This is a genomic window from Paenibacillus sp. IHB B 3415, from assembly GCF_000802655.2.
In the GTDB taxonomy this organism is placed as follows: Bacteria; Bacillota; Bacilli; order Paenibacillales; family Paenibacillaceae; genus Paenibacillus_AQ; species Paenibacillus_AQ phytohabitans.
Genome location: NZ_JUEI01000005.1, coordinates 84,960 through 109,884, shown reverse-complemented (window position 1 = coordinate 109,884; position 24,925 = coordinate 84,960). Strand labels below are relative to the sequence as shown.

Annotated in this window: 20 protein-coding genes and 4 pseudogenes; 17 read left to right on the top strand and 7 right to left on the bottom strand. The window is 44.9% G+C overall.

Annotated features, from left to right (window positions below):
• Nucleotides 1-3: 3 nt before the first annotated feature.
• From QW71_RS03125 to QW71_RS03105, 5 genes and pseudogenes are all read left to right on the top strand, one after another.
• Nucleotides 4-1,854 carry a beta-glucoside-specific PTS transporter subunit IIABC gene (locus QW71_RS03125; RefSeq protein WP_039293115.1) on the top strand — a complete coding sequence of 617 codons (1,851 nt, stop codon included), beginning with the start codon at nucleotides 4-6 and terminating at the stop codon, nucleotides 1,852-1,854.
• Between the two features lie 36 nt (nucleotides 1,855-1,890).
• A complete protein-coding gene (locus QW71_RS03120) occupies nucleotides 1,891-2,559 on the top strand; it encodes a DUF4867 family protein (protein WP_039293113.1) in 669 nt (222 codons plus the stop codon).
• Between the two features lie 175 nt (nucleotides 2,560-2,734).
• Nucleotides 2,735-2,947 carry a hypothetical protein gene (locus QW71_RS03115; RefSeq protein WP_039293111.1) on the top strand — a complete coding sequence of 71 codons (213 nt, stop codon included), beginning with the start codon at nucleotides 2,735-2,737 and terminating at the stop codon, nucleotides 2,945-2,947.
• A gap of 286 nt (nucleotides 2,948-3,233) precedes the next feature.
• Nucleotides 3,234-4,099: pseudogene (locus QW71_RS38750) on the top strand (IS1595 family transposase); the annotation flags it as partial.
• 32 nt (nucleotides 4,100-4,131) lie between these two features.
• On the top strand, nucleotides 4,132-4,506 hold the full coding sequence (locus tag QW71_RS03105; RefSeq protein WP_200905878.1) for a nuclear transport factor 2 family protein: 375 nt from the start codon (nucleotides 4,132-4,134) through the stop codon (nucleotides 4,504-4,506).
• Between the two features lie 406 nt (nucleotides 4,507-4,912).
• Here QW71_RS03105 and QW71_RS03100 read toward each other — a convergent pair whose 3' ends face one another.
• The 7 genes from QW71_RS03100 to QW71_RS03070 form a co-directional block, all read right to left on the bottom strand.
• The gene (locus tag QW71_RS03100; RefSeq protein WP_039293106.1) at nucleotides 4,913-5,725 is read right to left on the bottom strand and encodes a carbohydrate ABC transporter permease; all 813 of its coding nucleotides are present in this window, start codon (nucleotides 5,723-5,725) and stop codon (nucleotides 4,913-4,915) included.
• A complete protein-coding gene (locus QW71_RS03095; protein ID WP_047013584.1) occupies nucleotides 5,722-6,621 on the bottom strand; it encodes a carbohydrate ABC transporter permease in 900 nt (299 codons plus the stop codon). The genes QW71_RS03100 and QW71_RS03095 overlap by 4 nt, the downstream gene beginning before the upstream one ends.
• Before the next feature lie 16 nt (nucleotides 6,622-6,637).
• The gene (locus QW71_RS03090) at nucleotides 6,638-7,912 is read right to left on the bottom strand and encodes an extracellular solute-binding protein (RefSeq protein ID WP_083442389.1); all 1,275 of its coding nucleotides are present in this window, start codon (nucleotides 7,910-7,912) and stop codon (nucleotides 6,638-6,640) included.
• 20 nt (nucleotides 7,913-7,932) lie between these two features.
• Complete coding sequence (locus QW71_RS03085; RefSeq protein ID WP_039293101.1) at nucleotides 7,933-9,447, bottom strand: alpha-N-arabinofuranosidase; 1,515 nt, start codon at nucleotides 9,445-9,447, stop codon at nucleotides 7,933-7,935.
• Nucleotides 9,448-9,468: 21 nt separating this feature from the next.
• On the bottom strand, nucleotides 9,469-10,791 hold the full coding sequence (locus QW71_RS03080) for an MFS transporter (protein WP_047013583.1): 1,323 nt from the start codon (nucleotides 10,789-10,791) through the stop codon (nucleotides 9,469-9,471).
• A 202-nt stretch (nucleotides 10,792-10,993) separates the two neighbouring features.
• Nucleotides 10,994-11,902, bottom strand: a complete 909-nt coding sequence (locus tag QW71_RS03075) for a transcriptional regulator (RefSeq protein ID WP_039293098.1) — start codon at nucleotides 11,900-11,902, stop codon at nucleotides 10,994-10,996.
• Nucleotides 11,903-12,057: 155 nt separating this feature from the next.
• Nucleotides 12,058-13,023, bottom strand: coding sequence for a LacI family DNA-binding transcriptional regulator (locus tag QW71_RS03070; protein ID WP_039293095.1), 966 nt, complete (start codon nucleotides 13,021-13,023; stop codon nucleotides 12,058-12,060).
• Nucleotides 13,024-13,164: 141 nt separating this feature from the next.
• Between QW71_RS03070 and QW71_RS41945 the strand changes: the two are divergent.
• From QW71_RS41945 to QW71_RS03010, 12 genes and pseudogenes are all read left to right on the top strand, one after another.
• Nucleotides 13,165-13,547: pseudogene (locus QW71_RS41945) on the top strand (6-phospho-beta-glucosidase); the annotation flags it as partial.
• Nucleotides 13,548-13,721: 174 nt separating this feature from the next.
• Complete coding sequence (locus QW71_RS03060) at nucleotides 13,722-14,060, top strand: metal-sensitive transcriptional regulator (RefSeq protein ID WP_039293089.1); 339 nt, start codon at nucleotides 13,722-13,724, stop codon at nucleotides 14,058-14,060.
• A gap of 127 nt (nucleotides 14,061-14,187) precedes the next feature.
• Nucleotides 14,188-14,517 (top strand): metal-sensitive transcriptional regulator, encoded by a 330-nt coding sequence (locus QW71_RS03055; RefSeq protein ID WP_039293088.1) that lies wholly within the window; start codon nucleotides 14,188-14,190, stop codon nucleotides 14,515-14,517.
• Between the two features lie 26 nt (nucleotides 14,518-14,543).
• Nucleotides 14,544-14,744 (top strand): cation transporter, encoded by a 201-nt coding sequence (locus QW71_RS03050; RefSeq protein WP_039293085.1) that lies wholly within the window; start codon nucleotides 14,544-14,546, stop codon nucleotides 14,742-14,744.
• 30 nt (nucleotides 14,745-14,774) lie between these two features.
• A complete protein-coding gene (locus QW71_RS03045; protein WP_039293083.1) occupies nucleotides 14,775-17,210 on the top strand; it encodes a heavy metal translocating P-type ATPase in 2,436 nt (811 codons plus the stop codon).
• A gap of 23 nt (nucleotides 17,211-17,233) precedes the next feature.
• Nucleotides 17,234-17,854 (top strand): nitrite reductase, encoded by a 621-nt coding sequence (locus QW71_RS03040; protein ID WP_039293080.1) that lies wholly within the window; start codon nucleotides 17,234-17,236, stop codon nucleotides 17,852-17,854.
• 59 nt (nucleotides 17,855-17,913) lie between these two features.
• The gene (locus QW71_RS03035; protein ID WP_047013582.1) at nucleotides 17,914-18,405 is read left to right on the top strand and encodes a YdhK family protein; all 492 of its coding nucleotides are present in this window, start codon (nucleotides 17,914-17,916) and stop codon (nucleotides 18,403-18,405) included.
• Nucleotides 18,406-18,431: 26 nt separating this feature from the next.
• The gene (locus tag QW71_RS03030) at nucleotides 18,432-19,856 is read left to right on the top strand and encodes an MFS transporter (RefSeq protein WP_039293074.1); all 1,425 of its coding nucleotides are present in this window, start codon (nucleotides 18,432-18,434) and stop codon (nucleotides 19,854-19,856) included.
• A gap of 224 nt (nucleotides 19,857-20,080) precedes the next feature.
• A pseudogene (locus QW71_RS03025) lies at nucleotides 20,081-20,635 on the top strand (6-phospho-beta-glucosidase); the annotation flags it as partial.
• A gap of 10 nt (nucleotides 20,636-20,645) precedes the next feature.
• Nucleotides 20,646-21,539 (top strand): annotated as a pseudogene (locus QW71_RS36835) (6-phospho-beta-glucosidase); the annotation flags it as partial.
• 522 nt (nucleotides 21,540-22,061) lie between these two features.
• Nucleotides 22,062-22,904, top strand: coding sequence for a BglG family transcription antiterminator LicT (gene licT, locus QW71_RS03015; RefSeq protein ID WP_039293068.1), 843 nt, complete (start codon nucleotides 22,062-22,064; stop codon nucleotides 22,902-22,904).
• Between the two features lie 110 nt (nucleotides 22,905-23,014).
• Nucleotides 23,015-24,919, top strand: coding sequence for a beta-glucoside-specific PTS transporter subunit IIABC (locus tag QW71_RS03010; protein WP_039293065.1), 1,905 nt, complete (start codon nucleotides 23,015-23,017; stop codon nucleotides 24,917-24,919).
• Nucleotides 24,920-24,925: the final 6 nt, after the last annotated feature.

The window sequence follows — 24,925 nt, the reverse complement described above, 5'->3', positions numbered from 1 at the left end:
ATAATGGCAAATGAACAAATGGCGAAGGATATTCTTGCATCGGTAGGTGGGGAAGAGAATGTCGCCAGTCTTATGCATTGTGCAACTCGGCTGCGGTTCAAATTAAAAAACAAAGAACTGGCGAACAAAAACCAGACTCAGAATATCCTCGGTGTTATAACTGTTGTAGAGAGTGGAGGACAGTATCAGGTTGTAATCGGTAATACTGTCGGTGATGTCTACAAAGATATTGTGAAGAACAGCAAGCTTGGGGAAGGCTCCGATAGTGCTTCCCCGGCTCCGGACGGTAACTGGTTTAATAAAGCGGTGGATATAATCTCGGGAATATTCACACCGTTTCTGGGAGCACTTGCTGCCTCCGGGATTTTGAAAGGGCTTTTATTAATGTTCATTGCCCTGGGGTGGATGACCAAGACAGATGGCAATTATTCTATTTTATACGCTGCCGCTGACAGTATATTCTATTTCTTGCCAATTGCTATAGCCGTGACCTCGGCCCGGAAGTTTGGGGCAAATACATTTGTGTCGCTTGCGGTTGGCGGAGCATTAATTTATCCAAATCTTATTACGATGTATAACGACAAGGTCGACGTTTCCTTCTTTGGAATTCCCGTCATCCTGATGAGCTACACGTCATCTGTTATACCAGTTATTATCGCAGTATGGTTAATGTCTTACCTGGAGAAGTTCCTGAACAGATTCATTCACACTAGTGTAAGGAACTTTTTGACTCCTTTAATCTGCCTTGTTGTCATTGTACCCTTAACCCTAATTGCAGTCGGACCGGTTGGAATTAACCTCAGCCTGGCTTTGGCGGATGGATACAAATACTTGTATGAACTTAGTCCAATATTGTCCGGCATTATTGTAGGTACCGGCTGGCAAATCCTAATTATATTTGGTTTGCATTGGGCGTTTGTACCTATCATGTACAATAATATAACGGTTACCGGTTCCGATACCTTGAAGCCTTTGTTCGCACCCTCCAACTTCGCACAGGCTGGAGCCGCTCTGGGAGTTTTCCTCAAGACTAAAAATATGCGGGTCAAGTCGATTGCCGGCCCTGCGGCGGTTACCGGGTTATTCGGAATTACTGAGCCGATTATTTACGGAATTACACTACGTTATCGTAAGCCATTTCTGTGGGCGGCTATAGGGGGAGCCATAGGGGGGGCGATAAGCGGAATTGCTGGTTCAGCTGCTATTGCACCCGGAATTCCAGGGCTTGCCAGCTTGCCACTTTTCTTTGGCCCGGGATTTGCAGGTTTTATCATTGCTATCACTGTGGCTTATATTTTCTCTGCAATCACAACCTATCTGTTTGGATATAACGACAGCATGGAGAAGGAAATGATTACTGTCCCTGAAGAGACTAAAGCATCCCCACCAGACGTATCTACCGGAGAAACCATCGCGAGTCCGATGACTGGCCAAATTAGAGCATTATCCGAGGTCGCCGATGAAGCATTTTCTTCGGAAGCCATGGGTAAGGGGGTAGCAATAGTACCTGCTGAAGGCAAACTATTCTCTCCTGTAAACGGCGTAGTTGCTAATGCGCTGCGCAGCGGTCACGCCATCGGAATCGTATCCGATAACGGAACTGAGCTTCTGATGCATATTGGGATGGATACAGTAAAACTGAAGGGGAAGCACTTTAAGCTGCACATCGCTGAAGGTGACCGGGTTGTTAAGGGGCAATTATTGGTTGAATTTGAGCTGTCGCAAATCAGAGAGCTAGGTTATGATCTCACCACTCCGATTATTGTCACCAATACACCACTATATTCGGAGATAAAAGTTCAACCCAATAAGGAAATACAAACAGGTGCAACTCTCCTCACGGTAATCGCTTAGGGAGTATGCTTCAATCCAAGTTGAGGAGTGGAAGAAATGATTATTGAGCAACTAAGGGAGAAAAATAAAGAACTCGACATTCAGGACGTGTCCAGTAGCGAATTCGCCAATTACGGGAATCTGCTGACAGGAATTAATGTAAATGCAATTACGATTTATGCCAGAGATAAATTCACCATTCCAGCCGAGGGTAACCAGTATGTTGCTTCGGTCGCAGAGCTGGAGGGTTCCGGAACCGTGCGTCGTATCCGTGATGAGGTGTTTGGGGAGCTTCCTGTCCAGATCGGCTTCTGCGCAGGACGGAATACAAAATTGACAGGGGTTGAATATCACCAAGGTAGCGAGGTCGTAATTGCGGTAACGGATTGCATCCATCTTTTGGGCAGAAGACAGGACATACGCGCTAACACGTATGACAGTGGACAGATAAAAGCATTCTACCAGCCTAAAAATACCGCCATCGAGTTGTATTCTACTACACTTCATTATGCGCCGTGTAAGGTTACGGATGAAGGATATCTGACTCTGGTTGTACTTCCCGCTGGAACCAACGCTCCTCTTGACTCCGATGCCAAAGAGAGAAGTAATATATTATTGACTAAAAAGAATAAATTTCTGATGGTGCACGCAACGCAAAAGGAGAAAATAGCTGCCGGAGTCTATCCGGGACTGCTTGGGCATATGGTGCATTTTGAATCTCTGTAAGCTATTTCTATAACAAGAACAGCTGTGGAATAATCCACAGCTGTTCAGGCTGTCGAGACTTTCTCGACAGCCTGAGACCCTTGAAGGGTCTCTTTTATTAGATAAGAATTTATATATTTTGGGGTAAGCGGAGCCTTACACTTTAGAAAAGCTTTATTCGCATGGCAGCACGATTATGAGTACATTTCAACAAATTGCAGGTGCGTTGGGCACAGCGATTGCTGTTAGCAGCATCATAGGGATGCAAAATTATATGAGTAGTGATGGCGCAAACGAACCGCTTGCCTTGATAGCGGGTGTTCAGGGTAGCTTCCTGTTCTCAATGGTGATTGTCGCTATCGGTTTTGTATTATCCTTCTTTATCAAGTCGTCCAGCCCTTGCAAGTAGAAGTTGGGGGTACAAGGGCGGCATGTCGGTTACCATTCCAAGATGAAGGAGAGCAAGAAGAAAATGACCATTCATCATTTAACGTATGCTATTTTTAATTTAGGATTTGTTAAACATTAATGTTGTTATTTGAAAATTACGAACTAATGTTCTATAATAGAAGTAACAATTTGGTTCGGAGATGATTTGAAATGGATTTATAGGAGCTAAAAAAGCTTGCTGATACATTAGACGATAGTGGTAAGCAGGATCTTATCTTCTTTTTGCAATCCCGAACTAAGGGGGCTCGGCTCCCGTTCGAGCAATAGACGAAATTCAAGAGCAGAAACACAAAGATGGGCTTGTTTGTCCGCATTGCAAAACCCATACTGTCGTTCGTTTTGGAAAGTACGCTGTAAAAACACGCGTTGGTGAGGTTCAACGTCAGCGTTACCGCTGTAAATCCTGTCGCCGAACCTTTAATGACCTTACAACCCCCCTCTTCAAAGAACGAGAAGACCTCATATGTGGGTTCGTTCTATTGATTACATGATTGAAGGTTTTTCCCTGAGAAAATGTCGAATCATTTCAAGGTATCGTCGAAATGGAAGAGACCTACTTTCTGTATTCTGAGAAGGGCAAGAGGAATATCACCGAATGCAAGCCACGTAAAGGAGGTGGAAAAGCAAAATATCGTGGCATAAGCAAGGACCAAATGTGTGTCCTCGTTGCCCGTGACCGTCAAAAAATGACTTACTCTGGCGTTCTTGGGCGTGGTCGTATTCAGACAACGAAATTAGATGAGGCGATTGGCGGTCATTTATCGGACTTAAACGTGTTTTGCACGGATTCCTGGCGGGCACTCAGCTCCTATGCGAATGCAAATGGCTTGGCTCATTACCGCTTCAAGTCCGATGGGAAACAGCGTGTAAAGGGCGTGTACCATATTCAAAACGTCAACAGTTACCATAGTCGCTTGAAGAAATGGATGGACCGCTTCAACGGAGTAGCAACTAAGTACCTTACTCATTATTTAGCCTGGTTTCGTTACTTGGACAGTAAGAGTATGAGAGCACAACGTCGAACAAGAAAAATATGTTAGTAAAATCTTGTCTGTTTTCCACAACAATTACAAATTCAAAACTGCGGCAAATAACTTCAGATTTAGCTTAATGGAAGTTAATGTAGCATTAAATTAGGGGGATATGATGATTGAACGAGAACGGGTAATAGAAAACTATTTCGAGTCTTGGATTAACAAAAACAATGTAATTTTAAGAAATACCTTCAACCCAAACATTGTCTATAGTGAATGTTATGGACCTGAATATCACGGAATAGACACAATAGAAAGTTGGTTTGACGATTGGAACAAGCGTGGAACAGTTTTGGTTTGGAATATAAAGCAGTTTATTCATCAAGGCAATTTAACTGCTGTTGAATGGTACTTTAAATGTGATTATGATGCAGAAGTTGTGGAATTTGATGGTGTATCATTAATTGAATTTAATAACGATAACTTGGTTGTGAATTTAAAAGAATTCCAATCTAAAATACCACACTATTATCCATACAAGTAAAAGGTGCATTAGTTTTGAATAAAGGAAACCTAATAAAAAACAGGTTTCCTTTAATTTTGTGTAGTTATCAACATAAAAAATTAACAGAGCCTTCAGTCGTCTCGATTTGCGCGTGCCCCATGATGCTCTTGAGCGTGAAGACATCGCCGCCATTAATAAGTATTTCATGGAAACGTATGTCGAAAGGTATGGCAGGAGTATTGAATGCCTATAATTTTGGCCGATTGGCAATAGCGGGCAATCATCGTGCGAATGCACCAAGTAAATTGTCGACGCTCGCTTCCGATGACGGAAGCAGAGCGGCGATTATTTATATAGGATGACGGTAGGAAGAGGATATTGGGTTTTTACCTAGTTACAAATAGGACAGCCCTTTCGTCTATAATTGTACGAATTTCTGCTAAGTCTACCCTTTGATGCCGGTAAAAGCTACGCCTTTTACAATTTTCTTTTGGCAGATCAGAAACAGCAGCATCGCCGGCAAGGAAGACAGCATGCTGACGGCCATCGGAGTCACATAGTCCACCGTAAAGGAACTCAGCAGGGTAGGGATGCCTACCGGCAAAGTGAATTTGTTCATATCCGTAATAACCAGAAACGGCCAGAGAAAGCTGTTCCAGGATTGCAGGAAGGCCAGAATGCCCAGCGCAAACATGGAGGAGGCACTGATCGGCAGAATGAGCTTGCGGAAGATCATGAACTTGCCCGCTCCCTCAATCTCGGCACTTTCGAGCAATTCATCCGGAATCGCATCCATAAACGTCTTGAGTACAATGACGGTAAACGGCGCCGCCGCTCCGGGAACGATCAGCACAGTCAATGAATTGAGCAGATGCAGATTCTTGGCAACCTGAAACTGGGAGACGGCAATGACCTCTAGAGGAATCAGCAATCCGGCCAGGATAAGAAGATAGATCCATTTGCCGCCGGGCACATTCAGCTTGGACAACGCATAAGCCGTAAGTGAGCAGAGCGTCAGCACCAGTAGCGTATGCAGGCTCGCTACAATCAAGCTGTTGCCCAACCATCGCAGGAGCAGCGTATCTGACAAGATTCCTGACAGAGTGTCCCATGAATAAGGAGGGGCAAACCAGTCGCTGAACGAGAGGATTTGGCTTGCATCCTGTTTGAGGGCGATAATACACATCCAGGCAATCGGCAGCAGAAACAGAAGTGTAGCCAGTATCGCCAGTATAACGGTCCATACCGTTGTTTTCATTGGACTCCTCCTTCGCTTCTTCCCCGCAGCCGAAGCTGGATAAGTGCTAGGGCTAGCAGAATGATGAACAGTGGAATCGACATCGAAACGGCGTAGCCCAGCCGGTCATTCATGAATCCCTGTTCGTAGATATACTGGATAATCGGTTTGGTTGTATTGTTCGGTCCGCCTTTGGTCATGTAGTAGATCTGTGGGAAAATCTTGTAGGACGCAATGATCTGCAGCATAATAATGACGCCCATAATCGGGCGGAGCTGGGGAAGTGTAACGTATATAAACCGCTGAAGGGGGGAAGCACCGTCCAACGCAGCAGCTTCATACAGGCTGTCCGGAATATCCTGCAGCGCAGCGAGAAACAACAGCATATTGGTTCCCACCGTCCACCACAGCGTCACCAGGGTAATGGCTAACCAGGCGGTGGCCGTATTGCCCAGCCAATCTATATTGCTGCCCTGCGGCAGTATATGCACATAGCGGAGCAGTGTATTTACCAAGCCGATGGATGGATTGAAGATATAGGTTCCCAGATAGGAGACTACTGTGACGGACAGCACCGTCGGGAGGAAGAATCCTGTCCGGAAAAATGCTTTCCAGCGCGTGTTCAGATTACAGAGCAGTGCTGTCCCCAGCGCCAGCACTACCATCAACGGTGTAGAAATGATCACAAACAGACTAGAGTGCCCGAGAGAAGACCAAAACATTTCATCTTTCAGCAGATATTGATAATTATGCAGCCCAACGAACGAGATTGGACCGGTAATTCCCCATTTATGCATGCTCATATAGAAGCCGTAGAGAATCGGCCAGAGTGTGAATACCAGATAGACCAGCATAAAAGGCAGGATGTAGATCAAATAGCCGTACCGCCGTTTGGGTTTCAGACTGTTATGCGGCATGTTCCCGTCTCCTTCTTCAATAGCTTAGCTGAAAGTTAAGATCAGCGGTCAATTCTTCATAACCCTGTTCCGGTGTATACTTACCCCTCCAGACCGACTCCATAAGCGGAGATAGTATATTCTCATATACTCCGAAAATATCTTTCTGCGGCTCCACGTATTGAATTTGTTGAGCCACCCTGGTGTATAGGTCACGAAAAGGCATATCCAGATAGGCTTTTGAGGTCCAGATTTTGGTATCGACGGGAACATGTCCTGCTTTGGCCCATTCAAGACCATTTTCATTAAAAAATTTAATAAACTGTGCTGCTCCCGCCTGTTTGCTTGATTCCTTAACATTGGAGGGCACGATCAACACATGAGACCCGCCATAATACAACTCGCGTTCATTCCAGAGATTGGGAATAACCGTGACGCCCAGCGATGGAACCTGATCCATAAATTTGCTCGTCGCCCAGACTCCTGTGATGATGATTGCTGCTCGTCCGCTGACAAAGGTTTGGGTGAAATCTGTATCATCCGGCAGAATATATGGATGGCTGAACAGCTTGCTTTCCATTCCTGCGCTTGTGAAGTAAGCGTCGCGGTTAATTTCGGCGGCGCTGAAATCAGCGTTTAGCAGGCCGGTACCGCCGTTTTGCGCATACCAGGTGTTCCACAAATACCACTGCTCGGCGCTTTTGGAATAGGTGGGCAGCGCCAGCGGATAATGTCCCTTGGGTTGTATCGACGCGATTTTATTCAGAAACGCCAGAAACCCGGCTTCCGAACGCTCAAACACAGGCTGTCCCTCAGGATCTAGTACTCCGGCACGGCCAAGCAGATCCTTGTTGTAGAACATCATTACAGGATGAGTATCAATCGGGCTGCCGTAATAACGTTCGCCTTCCTTCACTAGGGACAGCGCCAAGGGGTTATAGTCCTGCCACGGAATACCCGCTTTTTGGGCGGCGTCGGTCAAATCAAGGGTCAGGTCCTTCGCTCTCAGAAAAGAATAAAAGGAGTTGCGGGCAACTGCCAGCTCGGGACCGGCGCCCGAAGCGATGCCGTTGGCCAGCTTGGCGTTGTAATCATCCCACTTGAACACGGATACCTTCACATGATAGTCCTGGCTCGCGGCATTGAACCGGTCCACGATCTCATTAAAATAGTCTCCGTCGCCCCCGGTGAGCGGATGCCATAGATGTATCACTTCTTTCCCTTTAGCCGCTGGAGTCCCGCTGCCGGCACAGCCAGCCAGCAATGCGATCAGGAACACACCTGCCGCCATAAGCCTAAGCTTTCGTTTCATCCTAACACCCCTTGGCTGTATTATTTAATCCGGTAACGTAGCATATTCCATGACAATGGTTCTAGAGATAATTGCCCAGCTTCTTTTGCCCGTTCCTTCTCGGTAGGCAATACACACCTAGGATCTGCCAGTGTATTCACTGCATAAATATCACTGTTCTCCAGCGCAATATGCTGGATCATATCGAGCTGGCCGAAGGAGCGGAAGTCGCACTGAATATCGAGACGCTCTTTGAGCGACTTGTTGATTGCAAATACAGTTAGCTCGGTTTCATCCTCGTTCAGCACAGCGACGGCATCCAGCAGAGGTACGTCTGTGAAATCCTTGCTGTCATACTTTGGCGACTCTATAACACCCTGGATGGCCGTGCCCCGCCCATATTTTGAAGTATAATAGATCGGATAAAAAATGGTGTTCTTCCACAGCTGCCCATTCTTATCCGTCATAATCGGAGCCAGCACATTAACCAGTTGGGCATATGCCGCAATTTTTACACGGTCGCTGTTGCGCAGCAGCGCAATTAGCATAGCTCCGGCCACAAGCGCATCCTCAAAGTTATAAGGTTCCTCCAGAAGCTTAGGCGCAATCGGCCAGTCCTCACCACGGTCGCGGATGGAGGCCATATCATCCTTTCGGGTATGGTACCAGACATTCCACTCATCCAGAGAGATGTGAATGTCATTCTTGGATTTGTTCTTCACCTTCATATAATCTATTAAACTGCCAATCGATTTGATATAATCATCAAAGGCAAGGGTCTTTGCAAGGAAATTCGCCGTATCCTTCTCCACGTTAAGGTAATACTGGTGCAAGGATAAATAGTCGATAAAGGGATGCGCTTCCTGGATCAGAGTCTGTTCCCACTCGCCAAAAGTTGGATACTCCTGACCCGCGCTGCCGGCGGCAACCACTTTAATGCTGCCATCCTGACGTTTCATCGCTTTGGCCGTTTCCCTTGCAACACGCGCATACTCGAATGGTGTCTGCTGACCTACCTGCCATACCCCATCCAGCTCATTACCTATTGCCCAGGTTTTGATGCGGTGGGGTTTTTTGTAGCCGTGTGAGACACGTAGATCACTGTAATAGGTTCCGGATTCACGGTTGCAATAATCCAGCAAATTAAGTGCATCCAGAATGCCTCTTGTACCTACATTAACTGTCATCATCGCTTCGGCACCGACCTTGTTTAACCAATCCATATATTCATTAGTTCCGATTTGGTTGGTTTCAATACATTTCCAGGCCAGATCCGGCTTGCGTGGGCGCTGATCTCTTGGACCCACTCCATCCTCCCACACATAGGTAGCAACGAAGTTGCCTCCGGGCAGGCGAATCATCGGAACATTAAGCTCATTAACCGCATCGATAACATCCTGACGGAAGCCGTCGCTATCTGCTGTAGGATCTTCCGGATCATAAAGCCCCCCGTAAACACAACGTCCCAGATTCTCCACGAAAGAGCCATAAATCCGGTTGTCAATTTTGGAAATAACATAATCCTTGTCAAATACAAATCTCGCCTTGTTGCTCATTATTCATCCACTCCGTTTCTCTTATTGGGTCTTCAGTCCGTTCTTCAGTTGAATCTCTTGCTGTGCCGTCTTCAGCTTGGGGCTTCTTAGCGTTGCCAGCAGCAGACCAGCCATCAGTTGTACCCCGACAATGAAGAATAGTCCCATTTGAGTGCTGCCGGTGAGGTCAATCAGATATCCGAACAGATAAGGACCAACGAAGCCGCCCAAATTGCCGACACCGTTAATGAGTCCTGTCGCTGCCCCTATCGCCGCCGAGCTGATCACTATAGAGGGAATTGTCCAGAATACGGGACTGAATCCGCCCCAGATCCCTTGGGCAATCAGGATAAAGGCAATGGAAACAAAGGGAGCTCCCCCGGTCAGGGCGGAGATAGCAAGGGCAATACCACAAATAATCAGAATCGAAGCAGCATGCCATTTCCGCTCACCTGTACGGTCCGAGTGGCCGGAGACAAGAAACATAACAAGCAGTCCGAGCAGTGGAGCAATCGTGGACAGGATGCCGACAATGGTGTAGCTGGACCCGGTCACCGAGCTGGCAATGGTTGGCCACCAGATGCTTAGGCCATAGTTAAACATGTTGTTGAGCAGGAACACGGCGGTCAGCAGCCAGACGAACTTGTTCTTGAGCACCAGGCCCATGCCGCCCTTGCTGCCACTCTGATCTGCACTTGCTGCATCGCTGGCAAATTCGGCCTCCAGATATGCTTTCTCCTTCTCACTGAGAAATTTCGCCTGTGCAGGCGTCTCGGCGATGAGCACGATCCAGAAGAATACGCCGATCAATACCGGGATGCCCTGGAATACAAACAGCATCTTCCAGGAGAATGTGTCCACCAGAAAGCCTGAAAGCGGCCCGACAATGAAGTTGGACACGGTAGCACCAATGGACCAGTAGCCGATGGCGCGTGCGCGCTCACGCTGCGGAAACCATTTGCCAATCAGGATCAACGCCGTCGGATACAGCATGCTCTGGCTCAGTCCCAGCAGGAAGCGCATGGTCAGTAGCTGTCCTCCGCTCTGGATGAAGCCCATCGAGATGCATACAAGCCCCCAAGCTACCATAGAGATGGTAATGATCTTCTTGGCACTGACCTTTTGGGCAAGGTGGCCGCCAGGAATCTGGAGTAGAAGATATCCAATGAAGAATATACCTCCTACCAGACCGGAAATCGTCGCCGACAAGTTGAAAGATTGGCTCATCCCGTCGAAAGCGTAGCCAATGTTGTTGCGGCAGATCAGGGCCAGCAGATACATCACGGCCAGCATTGGGATAATTCGGGTAAAGCGTTTGCGGTCGGCCCAGCTTTGGGCAACGGCCTGACCTTGAGTTGAGTTCATTATTTCATCCCTTTCTTTTTGTTTTGTATTTTATATATATCTAAAGTAGTTTAACTATAAATAAAATACAAACGAATTATAAAACAAATCTGTAAGCGGTGTCAACAAGATTTGCTAAATTGACAACGGACAAACAAAAAAAAGCCTGCGTCAGAAAAGCCGCAGACTTGGTATATAATCTTCCATAGCAAAATAATAAATTTTATGGTTCAGTTATCACACGGGCCACAATTCCTTGATCGTAGCGTCCGAAATTCTGGCCATATAGTGTGAGTCCACGCGGATTTTCACCTGTGGGATCAACGCTGAAGCGGAGAACAAACGGCTCCTCCTCGCGGTTGTCTTGAATCTGGTCAATGGTGAGTGCAGAAATTTTGCGCCCATCAATAAAAGAGCCCTCCCGATTAATCCGTAGCAGCTTTAAGAAACCGTACTGGTTTAGATGGGGAGGCCACCAGATCGGATTGCCGCTGTACTTGATGCCGCCAATATCTCCAGGGCTCTGCCAATCGCCTATATCCATTCCATTGAGGGAAAAATGAATATCTGAAGGCCAATCGTTGTTATGATAAGGCGCTTCGGAGCCAATTTCAAATGAAATCTGGATCTCACTTACCGTACGACCTGCAGTATAATTAGGAATCCGGTACTCAAGAAAACCGGTGGTAAACCAAATAATTCCGGCATCAATATGCTTCGGATCGGCAAATACCTGAGGGTTGTCAAATTCCCCTATGATCATTTCCTTGGTTGCCATGCCGCAAGTTGGTGTCACCTGAAAATTGCTGTATTGACCAATTTTAAGATCAGACTCGTACACGTAGTTGTTGCTCTTGTTACCGAATTCAATCAGAACTTTATTCTCAACCAGGAAGCAATTCTTTTGAATTCCATTCTTAGCGTAATTGGAGAAGGTTTGCACCAAGCCAGCCTCTTCCAGTTTCTTGATATGCATGGTGACCGCACCATTACTCAGATTCAAGTATTTGGCCAATTCATTCATATTCATACCATTTCGCTCTGTAAGAACTTCAATAATGCTGATTCTGACCGGAGAATCAAGCGCTTTAAATATTGAAGCTCCTGCAGACAGCTTGTCTATATATACCATCCTTGGCTACTCCTTTCAGTATGGATTGTGATTTTCTATTATAACACTATTTTATATTTATATAAACCACTCAGTCAGGCGGATATGCATACGTTACAAGCAGTGGAGAGGGTTATATGGCGTGGATTAGCAGTATTGCCTATGGCTTATTAGACTCAGGTGGACTTTCGCTCAATCAATTCAAATTCTAAAAGGTGAGGTTTAGGAGCAGGCTGACCCAGCATATCCAGAATGATCAAAAAGGCATTCTCTGCCTGGTCATTTGCGGGATAGTGGATAGTTGTCAGGTCTAACAGATGAGCAAGCTCGGAATTGTCGAATCCCAATATGCCGACGTCAACCGGAGCGGAGAAGCCGGCACGCCGAAGCTCGGTGAGAAGTCCGGCAGCCACATTGTCGTTCGAACAGGCGATAGCATCCGGTCTGTTCGTCTGTTCTATCCACCATCTTGCAACCTCTTCTCCATCAAAAATGCTGAGTTTATAGTGGAAGTCTGGAAAGTCATTGGATTTTATTTGATACTTAGCTGCAAAATCATTATAGGCTCTGATCCGTTCCGGAGTGTTTAATCCTTTTGATGAAAATACGTTCGCGATTCTGCGGTATCCTTTGGCGTAAAGGTACTCAAGTCCTAGCATATAACCCTGATATTGATCCATGAAGACTGAGGGAATCGTATCGCTTACAAGCCGCTGCCAAGTCACAATCGGACCGTACTTGGCATAAGATTCGATTACATTCCATTCGTTGGTTCGAAATAGACAAACCAAGGCATCCAACTGCTTGCTGCGTAGCATTTCAAGCGCTATGAGTTCTTGCTGACGATCTCCGTTTGTAATAAACAACATCACATTGAACCCATGCTTTTGCGCGATGGTGTTAAAAGCTTGGATGAATGATGTGGATAAGGTCGTATACGTCCCAGTCAAAACACCAATAATCCGTGTCATTCCTTTTTTAAGGGACTTGGCACTGGAGTTGGGTACATAATCCAGATGTTCAATGATCTCAAGAATTTTTTGACGTTTGGTTTCACTTACATAAGGATGTTGATTGATGACACGAGAGACGGTTGTTGTGGACACGCCAGCAAGACGCGCGATTTCTTGAATATTGGTCATGGATTCTCACCTCTTCATCAAAGGATAGCATATTCAGTTGATAAGAATCGAATTTTGCTGTCGCTTCAATATGTAGGGAAAGTGGGCTTGACCTGTAATTCATTCCATAAATTATGGTGGAGGAGTAGTAAAAATAACACATACAGGGTAGGGCTGCTGGATGCACGTATTAAAGACGAGATGATTCCCCTTAAGCATGGCATGATCGGACAGGAGACAAACGGAGCGGGCGGCATGTGAAGGCGTTCCGTACCATCCCGGTCGTTCTTGAGATCGTCGAAGACATGAAAGAGCTGTGTCCACAGGCATGGTTACGGAAGCTGTGCTTCGGTACGGGCAGTGGGAGAAAGTCATCGGGTTATGCTCTCCATTGGCACAAAGTTTATGGCCGAAACAAACTGTGCTTCGGTACGGGCAGTGGGAGAAAGTCATCGGGTTATGCTCTCCATTGGCACAAAGTTTATGGCCGAAACGGGGGAGAGCTTACGGCCGAGATTATCGATAAATTGTATGGGCCAGACGCTTAAGAAATAATGATTAGCGATTATGATGGGCATGTAAATCTGGTGCACCTGCTTCTATAGATTTGTTGTGTTTATGGTGTTCAGACTCAACCTGTAGAGTAGAATGATTAGATATCTTTATTTAAATAAAAAGCCTATAGTATGATATTAGATAAGAAAAGGGAGTGATCTAAAATGGAAAACCTTACGCAATATACTGCTCAAAAGCCTAATCACGATTCATGCAGCACCGATGAGCGGAAAAGTCATCATTCTGAAAAGACAAAAAATAATTTAATAAGCCGGCTCAACCGAATTGAAGGTCAAATTCGTGGGCTTAAAGGTCTAATTGATAAAGATGCCTACTGTGACGATGTGCTGAACCAAATTTCTTCGGTCCAATCTGCCTTGAACGGTGTAGGTAAGCTGCTTTTAGAGCACCATATGAAAAGTTGCGTAATCGAACGCATTCAGGATGGAGAAACTGAGGTAATTGACGAACTTCTTGTCACTATTAATAAGCTGATGAAATAAAATGGATTTAGGGATTCGGAAGAATCTCTTTTTATTTTGATTAAATTATAGGGGTGGGGGGTATATTAAAATATATTGACTAATATAGGGTAGGGGGGTATAGTATATTTGCGAAGGGGTCATAGCGATGAACATTTTGGAAGTGTCGGCTTCAGAAGATTGTTGTTTATCCAATGAGGCCCGTAAAAGTCACCACTCACATCCTGTAAAATCAGATCTGGTCATTCGCTTAAATCGCATTGAAGGACAAGTCAGAGGAGTAAAAGACCTCATTAATAAAGATACTTATTGTGATCAGGTTTTAAATCAAATTGCCGCTATTCAGGCTTCACTTAACGGAGTACGAAAAGTTCTTCTGACTGGGCATCTTAAAGAATGTGTGGTGGAACGTATCCAGCAAGGAGATTCCAATGTCGTAGATGAACTGCTGGTGACCATTCAAAAATTGATGAAATAACTAATCATTAAAGGAGAAATGAATCCATGAAAAATGTAACTTTACATGTTGAAGGTATGTCTTGCGGACACTGTGTCAATTCAATTGAAGGAGCATTAAAAACGATTGGAGCTAATGGCAAAGTCGACCTCTCAGGAGGGACGATCACAGTCCTTTATGACGAGAACGAACTGACGGTTGATGCTATTAAAGAAGCTATTGAAGAACAAGGATACGACGTTGTGTGAAAAACATCAGGAGAAAAGAGGTGCCTGAGAATGGAAGCAGGCAAACAGGAAATAGAGCAAACTTCTCTGCAGTTAACCGGTATGACTTGCGCTGCTTGCGCAAACCGGATTGAAAAGGGCTTGGGTAAACTCGAAGGAGTTACAGAAGCGAACGTTAACTTTGCGCTTGAACGGGCGACGGTTACGTACGATCCGAAAAGAGTAAATGTTGCGCAAATGGAACAAAGCATTCAGAAACTAGGATATGATACCGCCAAAGAAATCGTTGATTTCAAGCTGGAGGGAATGACCTGCGCGGCTTGTGCGAACAGAATTGAGAAGGGGCTTGGCAAAATGCCTGGCGTTACCAATGCCTCCGTGAATTTCGCGATGGAAACCGCCCGGGTCGAATATAATGCAGCTGATGTTTCGATCAATGATATGAAGCAGAAAGTTGAAAAACTAGGATATAAAGCAATACCTAAACAAGAAGAGGCCAATCCTTCGGAGTATCGGGAGAAGGCTATTACACAACAAAAGCGAAAGCTGGTAATCTCCGCTATTCTGTCGCTTCCGCTGCTGTGGTCTATGGTGGGTCACTTTTCATTTTTATCATGGATCTGGATGCCGGAGCTTTTCATGAATCCATGGTTCCAATTGGCATTAGCTACACCCGTTCAGTTTTATATTGGCAGACAGTTCTATGTAGGTGCGTTCAAAGCATTGCGAAATAAAAGTGCAAATATGGATGTACTCGTCTCGTTGGGAACTTCTGCTGCATACTTTTATAGCTTGTATCTAACTGTTGAATGGGCATCCATGGGGAGCATGGCTCATCATGGACCATCCATGTACTACGAAACAAGTGCGGTGCTCATAACGCTGGTTCTATTAGGAAAATTGTTTGAATCGCTGGCTAAAGGCCGTACATCTGAAGCGATTAAAACGCTTATGAGCCTCCAAGCCAAAACAGCGCTAGTCATTCGGGATGGACAGGAAATGACGATTCCGGTTCAGAATTTGCTGGTTGGCGATGTTGTAGTGGTGAAACCAGGAGAGAAAATTCCGGTAGATGGAGAAGTAGTGGAGGGAAATTCATCAGTTGATGAGTCCATGCTGACCGGAGAAAGCATCCCAGTTGAGAAAAAAGCCGGAGATAGTGTAATCGGTGCTACTGTCAACAAGAACGGCAGGCTGAAACTAAAAGCGACCAAAGTAGGCAAGGAAACTGCACTTGCTCAAATCATTAAAGTCGTAGAGGAAGCACAAGGCTCAAAAGCCCCTATTCAACGGGTAGCGGATGTCATTTCCGGAATCTTCGTACCGATCGTTGTAGGAATTGCAATTGTTGCGTTTCTCGTCTGGTACTTCTGGGTGACACCCGGTGATTTTGCGAATGCGCTGGAGAAAGGGATTGCGATCTTGGTCATCGCCTGTCCATGTGCATTAGGGCTCGCTACACCGACATCAATTATGGCGGGTTCCGGACGTGCCGCAGAGTTTGGCGTTCTGTTCAAAGGCGGCGAACATTTGGAATCGACTCATAAGATCGATGCGATTATTCTCGACAAAACAGGCACAGTAACAAAGGGTAAACCCGAACTTACGGATGTTATGGTAGAACATATGGACAAGCAAGCCTTTCTTCGCTTGGTAGGTGCTGCTGAGAAAGACTCCGAGCATCCGCTTGCAGAAGCGATCGTTGCCGGAATCAGGGCGAAAGGAATTGAACTTCCACAAACAGAACAATTTGAGGCGATCCCGGGGTTTGGAATCCGGGCTGTCGTAGAGGGCAAAGAAGTTTTGGCGGGTACACGCAAACTGATGGCTAAATATAATGTTTCGTTTGATCAGATGACTGATCCGATGGCACGGCTTGAAGAGGAAGGGAAAACAGCCATGCTGATTGCGGTTGACGGAGTGTATGCAGGTCTTGTAGCTGTAGCTGACACAATTAAAGAAACGTCAAAAGAGGCTGTGATGCGGCTGAAGAAAATGGGTATTGAGGTCATCATGATTACGGGTGACAACGAACGAACCGCACGTGCGATTGCGGGGCAAGTCGGCATTGATCATGTTCGCGCTGAAGTCCTTCCGGAAGGCAAGGCAGAAGAAGTGAAGAAGCTGCAGGCACAGGGTAAGAAAGTGGCGATGGTCGGTGACGGTATCAATGATGCTCCCGCACTGGCGATGGCGGACATAGGCATGGCTATCGGTACCGGTACGGACGTGGCCATGGAGGCTGCCGACGTCACTCTGATGCGCGGCGATCTGATGAGTATTCCGGATGCGATCTACATGAGCCGCAAAACGATGGGGAATATCCGCCAAAACCTATTCTGGGCGTTAGGATACAACACGCTTGGTATTCCAATTGCAGCGATAGGACTGTTGGCTCCATGGGTGGCAGGTGCAGCAATGGCGCTCAGTTCAGTGTCTGTTGTCCTTAACGCTTTGAGGTTACAGCGTGTGAAGTTGAAGCATTGACATTTGGCAAGGAGAGGATTTTTATGGGGGATATTGTGAAGATTGCTGTTAATCCACCTATTCAAGTGGGTGGTTCTCTATTCACGCCATCACAGCTTGCGGCAATCGGCAATTTGACAGGTAAGGAAGCAAAAATTGAATTAACACCCTTCAAACAATTATATATAGAAGTGCCGCTTGAGCAGCGGGAACAGATTACAGAAGAACTGAGACAAGCTGGACTTGAAGTTTATCAGCCAGGCTTTGTGGTAAAAGGATTAATTGCCTGCAATTTCTGTAAGGGAGCAGAAGAGGCGGGATTAGACATGGCGAGAAAAGTAAATGCGGCTATTGCAGGAATCGAAACGCCTACACCTTTGAAGATAGGCTTTGCAGGTTGCGCACTCGGCACCAGTGAACCATTGCTGAAAGATATCGGTATTGTCAAAATGAGGGAAGCATTCGACATATATGTAGGTGGGGAACCAAAGGGGCTTAAATCTTTGGTTGCCAAACGCTTGGTATCCGGAATAACAGAAGATCGGCTTGTACCAGTGATTGAGGCGATTATCGGCTACTATAAGTCGAATGCTAAGGGAAAAGAAAAATTCAGTAAGTTCGTCGATCGAGTTACGCTTGAGAAAATGCAACAAGTTGCCTGTTAAGACAAAAATGTGGCGAAATAGATGAATCGTTATATCACTAATGCTTCATAATAACAAAAATGACCTGGAGAGGATGTTCAACAATGAATAATAATCATATGCATCACCATCATATGCATCACTCGAGTTCTGGTGAATTGCCTAATGGAATAAAAGAAGCCCTAAATCCAAAATTCAAGATCGGAAGTACAGCTACTATGAAAACCGATCATATGGAAGGAATGAATGGGGCCAAAGCAACTATTGTAGGTGCATTCGATACTACCGTTTATATAATTTCATACACACCTACAACTGGCGGAGAAAAAGTATCAAAGCACAAATGGATTGTACACGAAGAAATTAAAGATGCTGGCACCAGACCATATCAGTCCGGAAATGAAGTTGTTGTGGATACGGACCACATGGAAGGTATGCTTGGAGCAAAAGCTGTAATAGATTCAGCTGAACAAAGTACTGTTTATATGGTCGATTTCATTTCGACAACCGATGGCGAACAAGTGAAGAACCATAAATGGGTTACTGAAGGTGAATTACAAAAAATACTGTAAGGTTATATACAAATGGGGGAGAGAGCATGTCAACATATGCACAGACAATAGACCAGGCTGATCCTAAGCGATGGAAAGCACTTGCCTTGTTATGCTTTGCGAATTTCCTTGTAATGATGGATTCCGCTATTATTCAAGTTGCCCTGCCAGCCATTAAAGATTCACTCGGCTACACGGAGGCGAATTTGCAATGGGTAATGAATGCTTTCCTTATCATGTTCGGAGGGCTTTTGCTCCTTGGAGGAAGGCTGGCCGACTTGTTAGGACACCGGCGCATATTTATGTGGGGAGTTTCTATATTAACTATTGCCTCCTTATTTGCCGGTTTGGCCTGGAATGAAATGTCACTCAATTTAGGACGTGCCATTCAAGGTGCAGCTTCAGCCCTAATTGCACCGGCAGCACTTTCCATTATTATGATTTTATTCAGCACTAACAAGAAGGAAATGGGGAAGGCGCTCGCGTTTTGGGGGCTTTCCGGGGCGGCCGGGGGCTCTATTGGTATCGTCCTTGGAGGTGTTCTAACACAATTATTCAGCTGGAGATGGACCCTTTTGTTCTACGTTCCTGTAAGTATTATTATTTTAGTGTTAGCGCCAAAGCTCCTTCAGCATGGTAAGCGTAAAACTGGCCGTATTGATTACGCAGGTGCCATCCTCGTTACAGCAGCATTAGTGTTAATTGTTTATGGTATCGTCACCGCAGAACAAAATGGCTGGCAAGCATCCTCAACTATACTGCCACTGGTATTCGGAGCCGTTTTGTTTATCGGCTTTATCCTTATTCAGGTGTTTAGAAAAGAACCGCTCGTTCCACTGGGCATCTTTAAGACACCAAATTTGGCAGCTGGGAACATTTCGCTTATTTTATTAGCGGCATCTTGGTTTCCTATGATTTATTTTCTAATTCTGTATTTGCAGCAAGTGATGAAATTTGAACCCTTCATGGCCGCGATGGGTATGCTGCCAGCGCCAGTACTGATGGCGATATTTATGATTTTATTGGCTGAAAAGGTAATGGACAAATTGGGTATGAAGTTTACAATGTTCATCGGGTTTATCTTACTCGGAGGTTCTGCTCTCCTGTTATCCCGAAATACTGTGGATGGGAACTATTGGAGCGATGTGTTTATCCCTCTTTTGCTGGCTGCTCTCGGCAATGCGCTTGCTTATCTCCCGGCAACTACAGCGGCTGTGTCAGAGGCTGAAACGGAATCATCCGGTCTTGCATCTGGTTTATACAATACGACGTATCAGGTAGGATCAGCAGTTGGTTTAGCTATCTTGGTTTCTATTGCAGCAGCAACGTCTTCCGGTGCAGGAGGATACACTGTAGCGGCTCTCAATGATGGTTATCAAGAAGCTTTTTTATGGGGCGGAATAGTTGCATTTATAGGTGCCATATTGGCGCTTATGTTTGTTCATTCGGCACCCCATCAAAGGAAACAGTGAGCTATAAGGTCCGAAAATGAGCTTCGTGTCAGCAGTTGACACGAAGCTTTATTTTTTAGCAATTATCTATTTTTTAGAAGCATAGTGCAGCCAACGAAAACGAAGGTTGGCATTCCGAAAGGATTTGAATATAGTTTATGCATAAAAATGGGCTTGACCTGTAATCCATTTCATAAATTAAGGTGAAAGTGTAGATAAAATAACACATACAGGAGGCGTTCTCATTGAATAAAAAATTGAAGATTGTGACCATCGGCGGCGGTTCCAGCTACACACCGGAATTGATCGAAGGGTTTATCAAACGGCATCATGAACTCCCGGTCAGCGAACTATGGCTGGTGGACATAGAGGCTGGTAAAGAAAAGCTTGAAATTGTAGGTGCCATGGCGAAACGGATGATAAAGGCTGCGGGGATCGAATGCGACATTCACCTGACCCTTGATCGAAGACTGGCGCTTGAGAATGCCGACTTCGTGACAACCCAATTCCGGGTAGGGCTGCTGGAAGCGCGAATTAAAGATGAGATGATTCCTCTTAAGCACGGCATGATCGGACAGGAAACGAACGGAGCAGGTGGCATGCTGAAGGCGTTCCGTACCATTCCGGTCGTTCTTGAGATCGTCGAAGATATGAAAGAGCTGTGCCCAGAGGCCTGGCTAATCAACTTCACTAATCCGGCAGGTATGGTTACGGAAGCTGTGCTTCGGTACGGGCAGTGGGAGAAAGTCATCGGGTTATGCAACGTTCCGATCATGGCGGTCAAGAACGAGGCAGCTGTAATCGAGAACCTGGCTAATCAACTTCACTAATCCGGCAGGTATGGTTACGGAAGCTGTGCTTCGGTACGGGCAGTGGGAGAAAGTCATCGGGTTATGCAACGTTCCGATCATGGCGGTCAAGAACGAGGCAGCTGTAATCGAGAAGGAGGAAGAGGACCTCTTCTTCAAATTTGCCGGCATCAACCATCTTCATTGGCATAAAGTTTATGGCCGAAACGGCGAAGAGCTTACGGCCGAAGTTATAGATAAATTGTACGGACCGGACGCCAAGCCGGAGAAATTGGTTGAGAACATTAAAGAAATGCGGTTCTTGCCTGAACAAATCGCCCATTTGGCAATGCTGCCTTGTCCTTATCACCGTTATTACTACATGACCGACAGTATGCTGAAAGAGGAACTGGAAGAGGCAAACGGAGAAGGAACCCGCGGACAGGTCGTCAAGCGCTTGGAAGAGAGTTTGTTTGAACTGTACAAAGATCCAAACCTCGACTATAAGCCCAAGGAACTGGAGAAACGCGGAGGGGCTTATTACAGCGATGCGGCCTGTGAAATCATCAATTCGATTTACAACAATAAAGGCACAAGAATGGTGGTCAATACCCGGAATCGAGGCACGATCAGCGACCTTCCTTACGAGAGTGCCATCGAAGTAACGAGTATTATCACGGCGCATGGGGCGGAGCCGGTCCACTTCGGAGCGTTCCCGCCAGCCCAGCGGGGGCTGCTGCAGTTAATGAAGTCGATGGAAGAGCTCACAGTCGAAGCCGCGGTTACGGGAGATTATGCGACCGCCCTGCAGGCTTTCACATTGAATCCTCTTGTAACGAGCGGAGATGCCGCAAAAATTGTTCTGGATGAGATGCTGGAGGCCCATCGCGAATACCTTCCTCAATTCTATAAGTAAGAATGTTTTAAATATATATTCATTACGAAGGGGCTGTCCCATAAGTTATGAAATGGCTGGGACGGCCCATATTTTTGGAGTTAGATAGCCGGTTGTGCTATCGCCAAAGCGGTACGGCTGAGCATTCCCTTTATGTGGATTTTACAAGAACGAGCCCGGGCAGTTGACTCTCTGGCTCGTTTTGTATTCTGTTCGAAAGTGTATATACGAATTATCTGCAGCGTTCAGATGGAACCACTTTGCCTAAGTGAAAACATTTGTTGGTTCCGGCCGGTCAGATACTGGATGATTAATAAAGGGAATATCGGAAATAATGATGAGTGTATCAACCGTATGGAAATATTCACTCAATAAAAAATATTGAATAATTAACTAATGATAGATATAATTAAAGTGCGAGTTAAGGATAGTGATTGTTTAATTACAAGCTAGACCTGCTTGCACATTTTGATTAACGTTTCTTCGGAACGTTAATTTCATTATGTGCGGGCGGGTCTTTATTTGTATAAAGGAGGGCAGAACATGATTATACGTAAAATTCTTAACAATAACGTGGCAGTAATACGGGATAAATTCGACCAAGAAGTTATTGTGATGGGCAAAGGAATAGCATATCAAAAAAAAAATGGGGATTTGATTGATGAGCAAGTCGTAGAAAAGATTTACTCATTGTCAACTAAGGAATCATTTATTAAACTTCAGGATCTTTTAACAGAGATTCCGATTGAATATTTTAATGTAAGCGACCAAATAATAAATTACGCAAAGTTAACTTTAGGAAAAAAATTGAATGATAGTATGTACATCTCTTTAAGTGATCATATATTTACAGCCGTGAATCGGTTTCGGGATGGCGTTATTTTGAAAAATGCTCTACTTTGGGATATCAAGCGCTTTTACCCTGAAGAATATGAGGTTGGTGTTAAGGCTCTACAATTTATCAGTCAAGATCTAGATATTCAATTCCCTGACGATGAGGCTGGGTTCCTTGCTCTGCATATAGTGAATGCTGAAGATAGAGAAGAGAGCCAAGATATCTACCGTGTAACTAAAATTATTCAAGAAATAAGCAATATTATAAGGCTTTATTTTCAGATTAATTTCGATGAAAAATCAGTTTACTTTTATCGCTTTATTTCACATCTGAAATTTTTTGCCCAAAGATTAGTTAGCGGGAACATGCATGGAAATGAAAGTGATCAGGATCTGCTGGATGTAATTAAGTCAAAGTATAAGAACGCTTTCTTATGCGTTGAAAAAATAGAAAAGTATATCGAAGCTAATTATAATTACAATCTTACAAATGAAGAGAAACTGTATCTGACAGTCCATATCCAAAGAGTAGTTTACAAAACTAATTCATGAAAAAATTCCTTTAAGGGGGTGAGATGTTACACGCAACACAGGATGGTGACATTTAGTTGGCCAGACCCTTCAGGATCTATTTATATAATAGTTATGGAGGAGAAAAAACAATGGGTAAATATCAAAAGTTAGCTGAAGAGATCGTGAACCATGTAGGGGGATCAGAAAACATTAGTGATCTGACACATTGCGTTACGCGATTAAGATTTCATCTGAAAGATGACTCACTGCCAAATGATGAAGTTTTGAAAAAAATAGAGGGTGTAGTTACTGTCATACGCTCCGGTGGTCAGTATCAAGTCGTTATTGGTAATCATGTCTCAGAGGTGTATTCCGAGGTTACACTGTTCACTAAAATTAATCATGGTCAATCGGATCCTTTGGTAGAGACGGTAGTCAAAAAGAAAAAGCCGCTAGATACCCTCATTGATATCATATCAGGTTTGTTTCAGCCAATTCTTGGCATTTTATTAGCGGCCGGAATGCTTAAAGGCCTCAATACGTTGTTAAACGTTTTAGGCGTATACTCTTTAGATAGTGGAACTTATACGCTCATCAATGCTATGGGAGACGCTTTATTTATGTTTCTTCCTGTATTTTTGGGCTATACTTCCGCCAATAAATTTAAAGTTCAGCCCTTCATTGGCATATTGATTGGCTTAGCCATATGTTATCCTGCAATCCAGTTGGATGCTTTGGCTGGCTCCAAAGAGCCACTTTATACCTTGTTCAGTGGTACAGCGTTAAGCTCCCCTGTATATCTGGATCTGTTTGGTATACCGCTAATCAGCATGAACTATACGTCCACCGTGCTTCCAGTCATCATCGTTGTCTACTTTGCTTCTAAAGTACAACGTGTGCTTGATAAAATTGTTCCGGATGTAGTCAAGTTTTTTATGGTACCGATGGTTACGGTATTGGTATCTTTATCTCTGGGATTTTTAATAATAGGCCCTGTAGCAAGCTATGCCTCTGAATTGATTGCGCAAGGAATACTTGTTGCACGGGACGCAAGTCCATTACTTGCAGGTTTTCTGTTAGGGTTTCTATGGCAAGTCATTCTTGTTTTCGGACTCCACTGGGGACTAATTCCTCTTTATATAAACAATATTACGACGCTAGGTTATGACACCATTATGGCCTCTGTCTTTGCGACCTCTTTTTCCCAAATGGCCATTGTGCTTGCAATTATCATCAAAACCAAGGATAAAAATTTGAAAGCATTAGGGATACCTGCGGCTATTTCAGCACTATTTGGCATAACCGAGCCGGTAGTTTACGGAATTACGCTTCCGCGAAAAAAACTCTTTATCATGAGCTGTATTGTTTCCGGGGTTGCAGGAGGATTTTACGGGCTATACAACTTGAGGGAGTTTACTTTCGGAGGATTAGGAATGTTTGAATTTTTTACAATGATTGATCCTAATGATCCTGGAACAGCCAACATTATAATTGCCATTATTGGGGTTGTTTTTGCCATGATCGTTTCATTTATTCTAACATTTGTAATGTTCAAAGATGAAACAGCGGAAGTCGAGACTCCAAAATCCGAACTGAACAAAAGACATGTCATGTCCAGTCCGATGAGCGGTGAGGTTATTTCTATTAAAGAAGTAAAAGATGAAGCATTCTCACAAGAAGTTTTAGGCAGAGGGATTGGAATTCGTCCTTCAACAGGTGAACTGGTTGCCCCATTTGACGGCAAGGTTGTCACACTCTTTCCTACGAAGCATGCTGTTGGACTGGTATCCGATGAGGGAATGGAAGTACTGATTCATATTGGGTTTAACACTGTACGATTAAAAGGAAAACATTTTGAAGCGTTTGTACAGGAAGGTGATACAGTTCAAAAAGGTCAGAGACTGGTTACTTTCAACATTGAAGAAATCGAAAAAGCAGGTTTTTCGGTTGAGACACCAATGATTGTTACGAATACGGATAGTTACCTGGAAATTATCGAGACAAAAGAATCCAAGGTGAATGCAGGTGAAGTTCTGCTGACAGGCCTGCTCTAAGAGCCG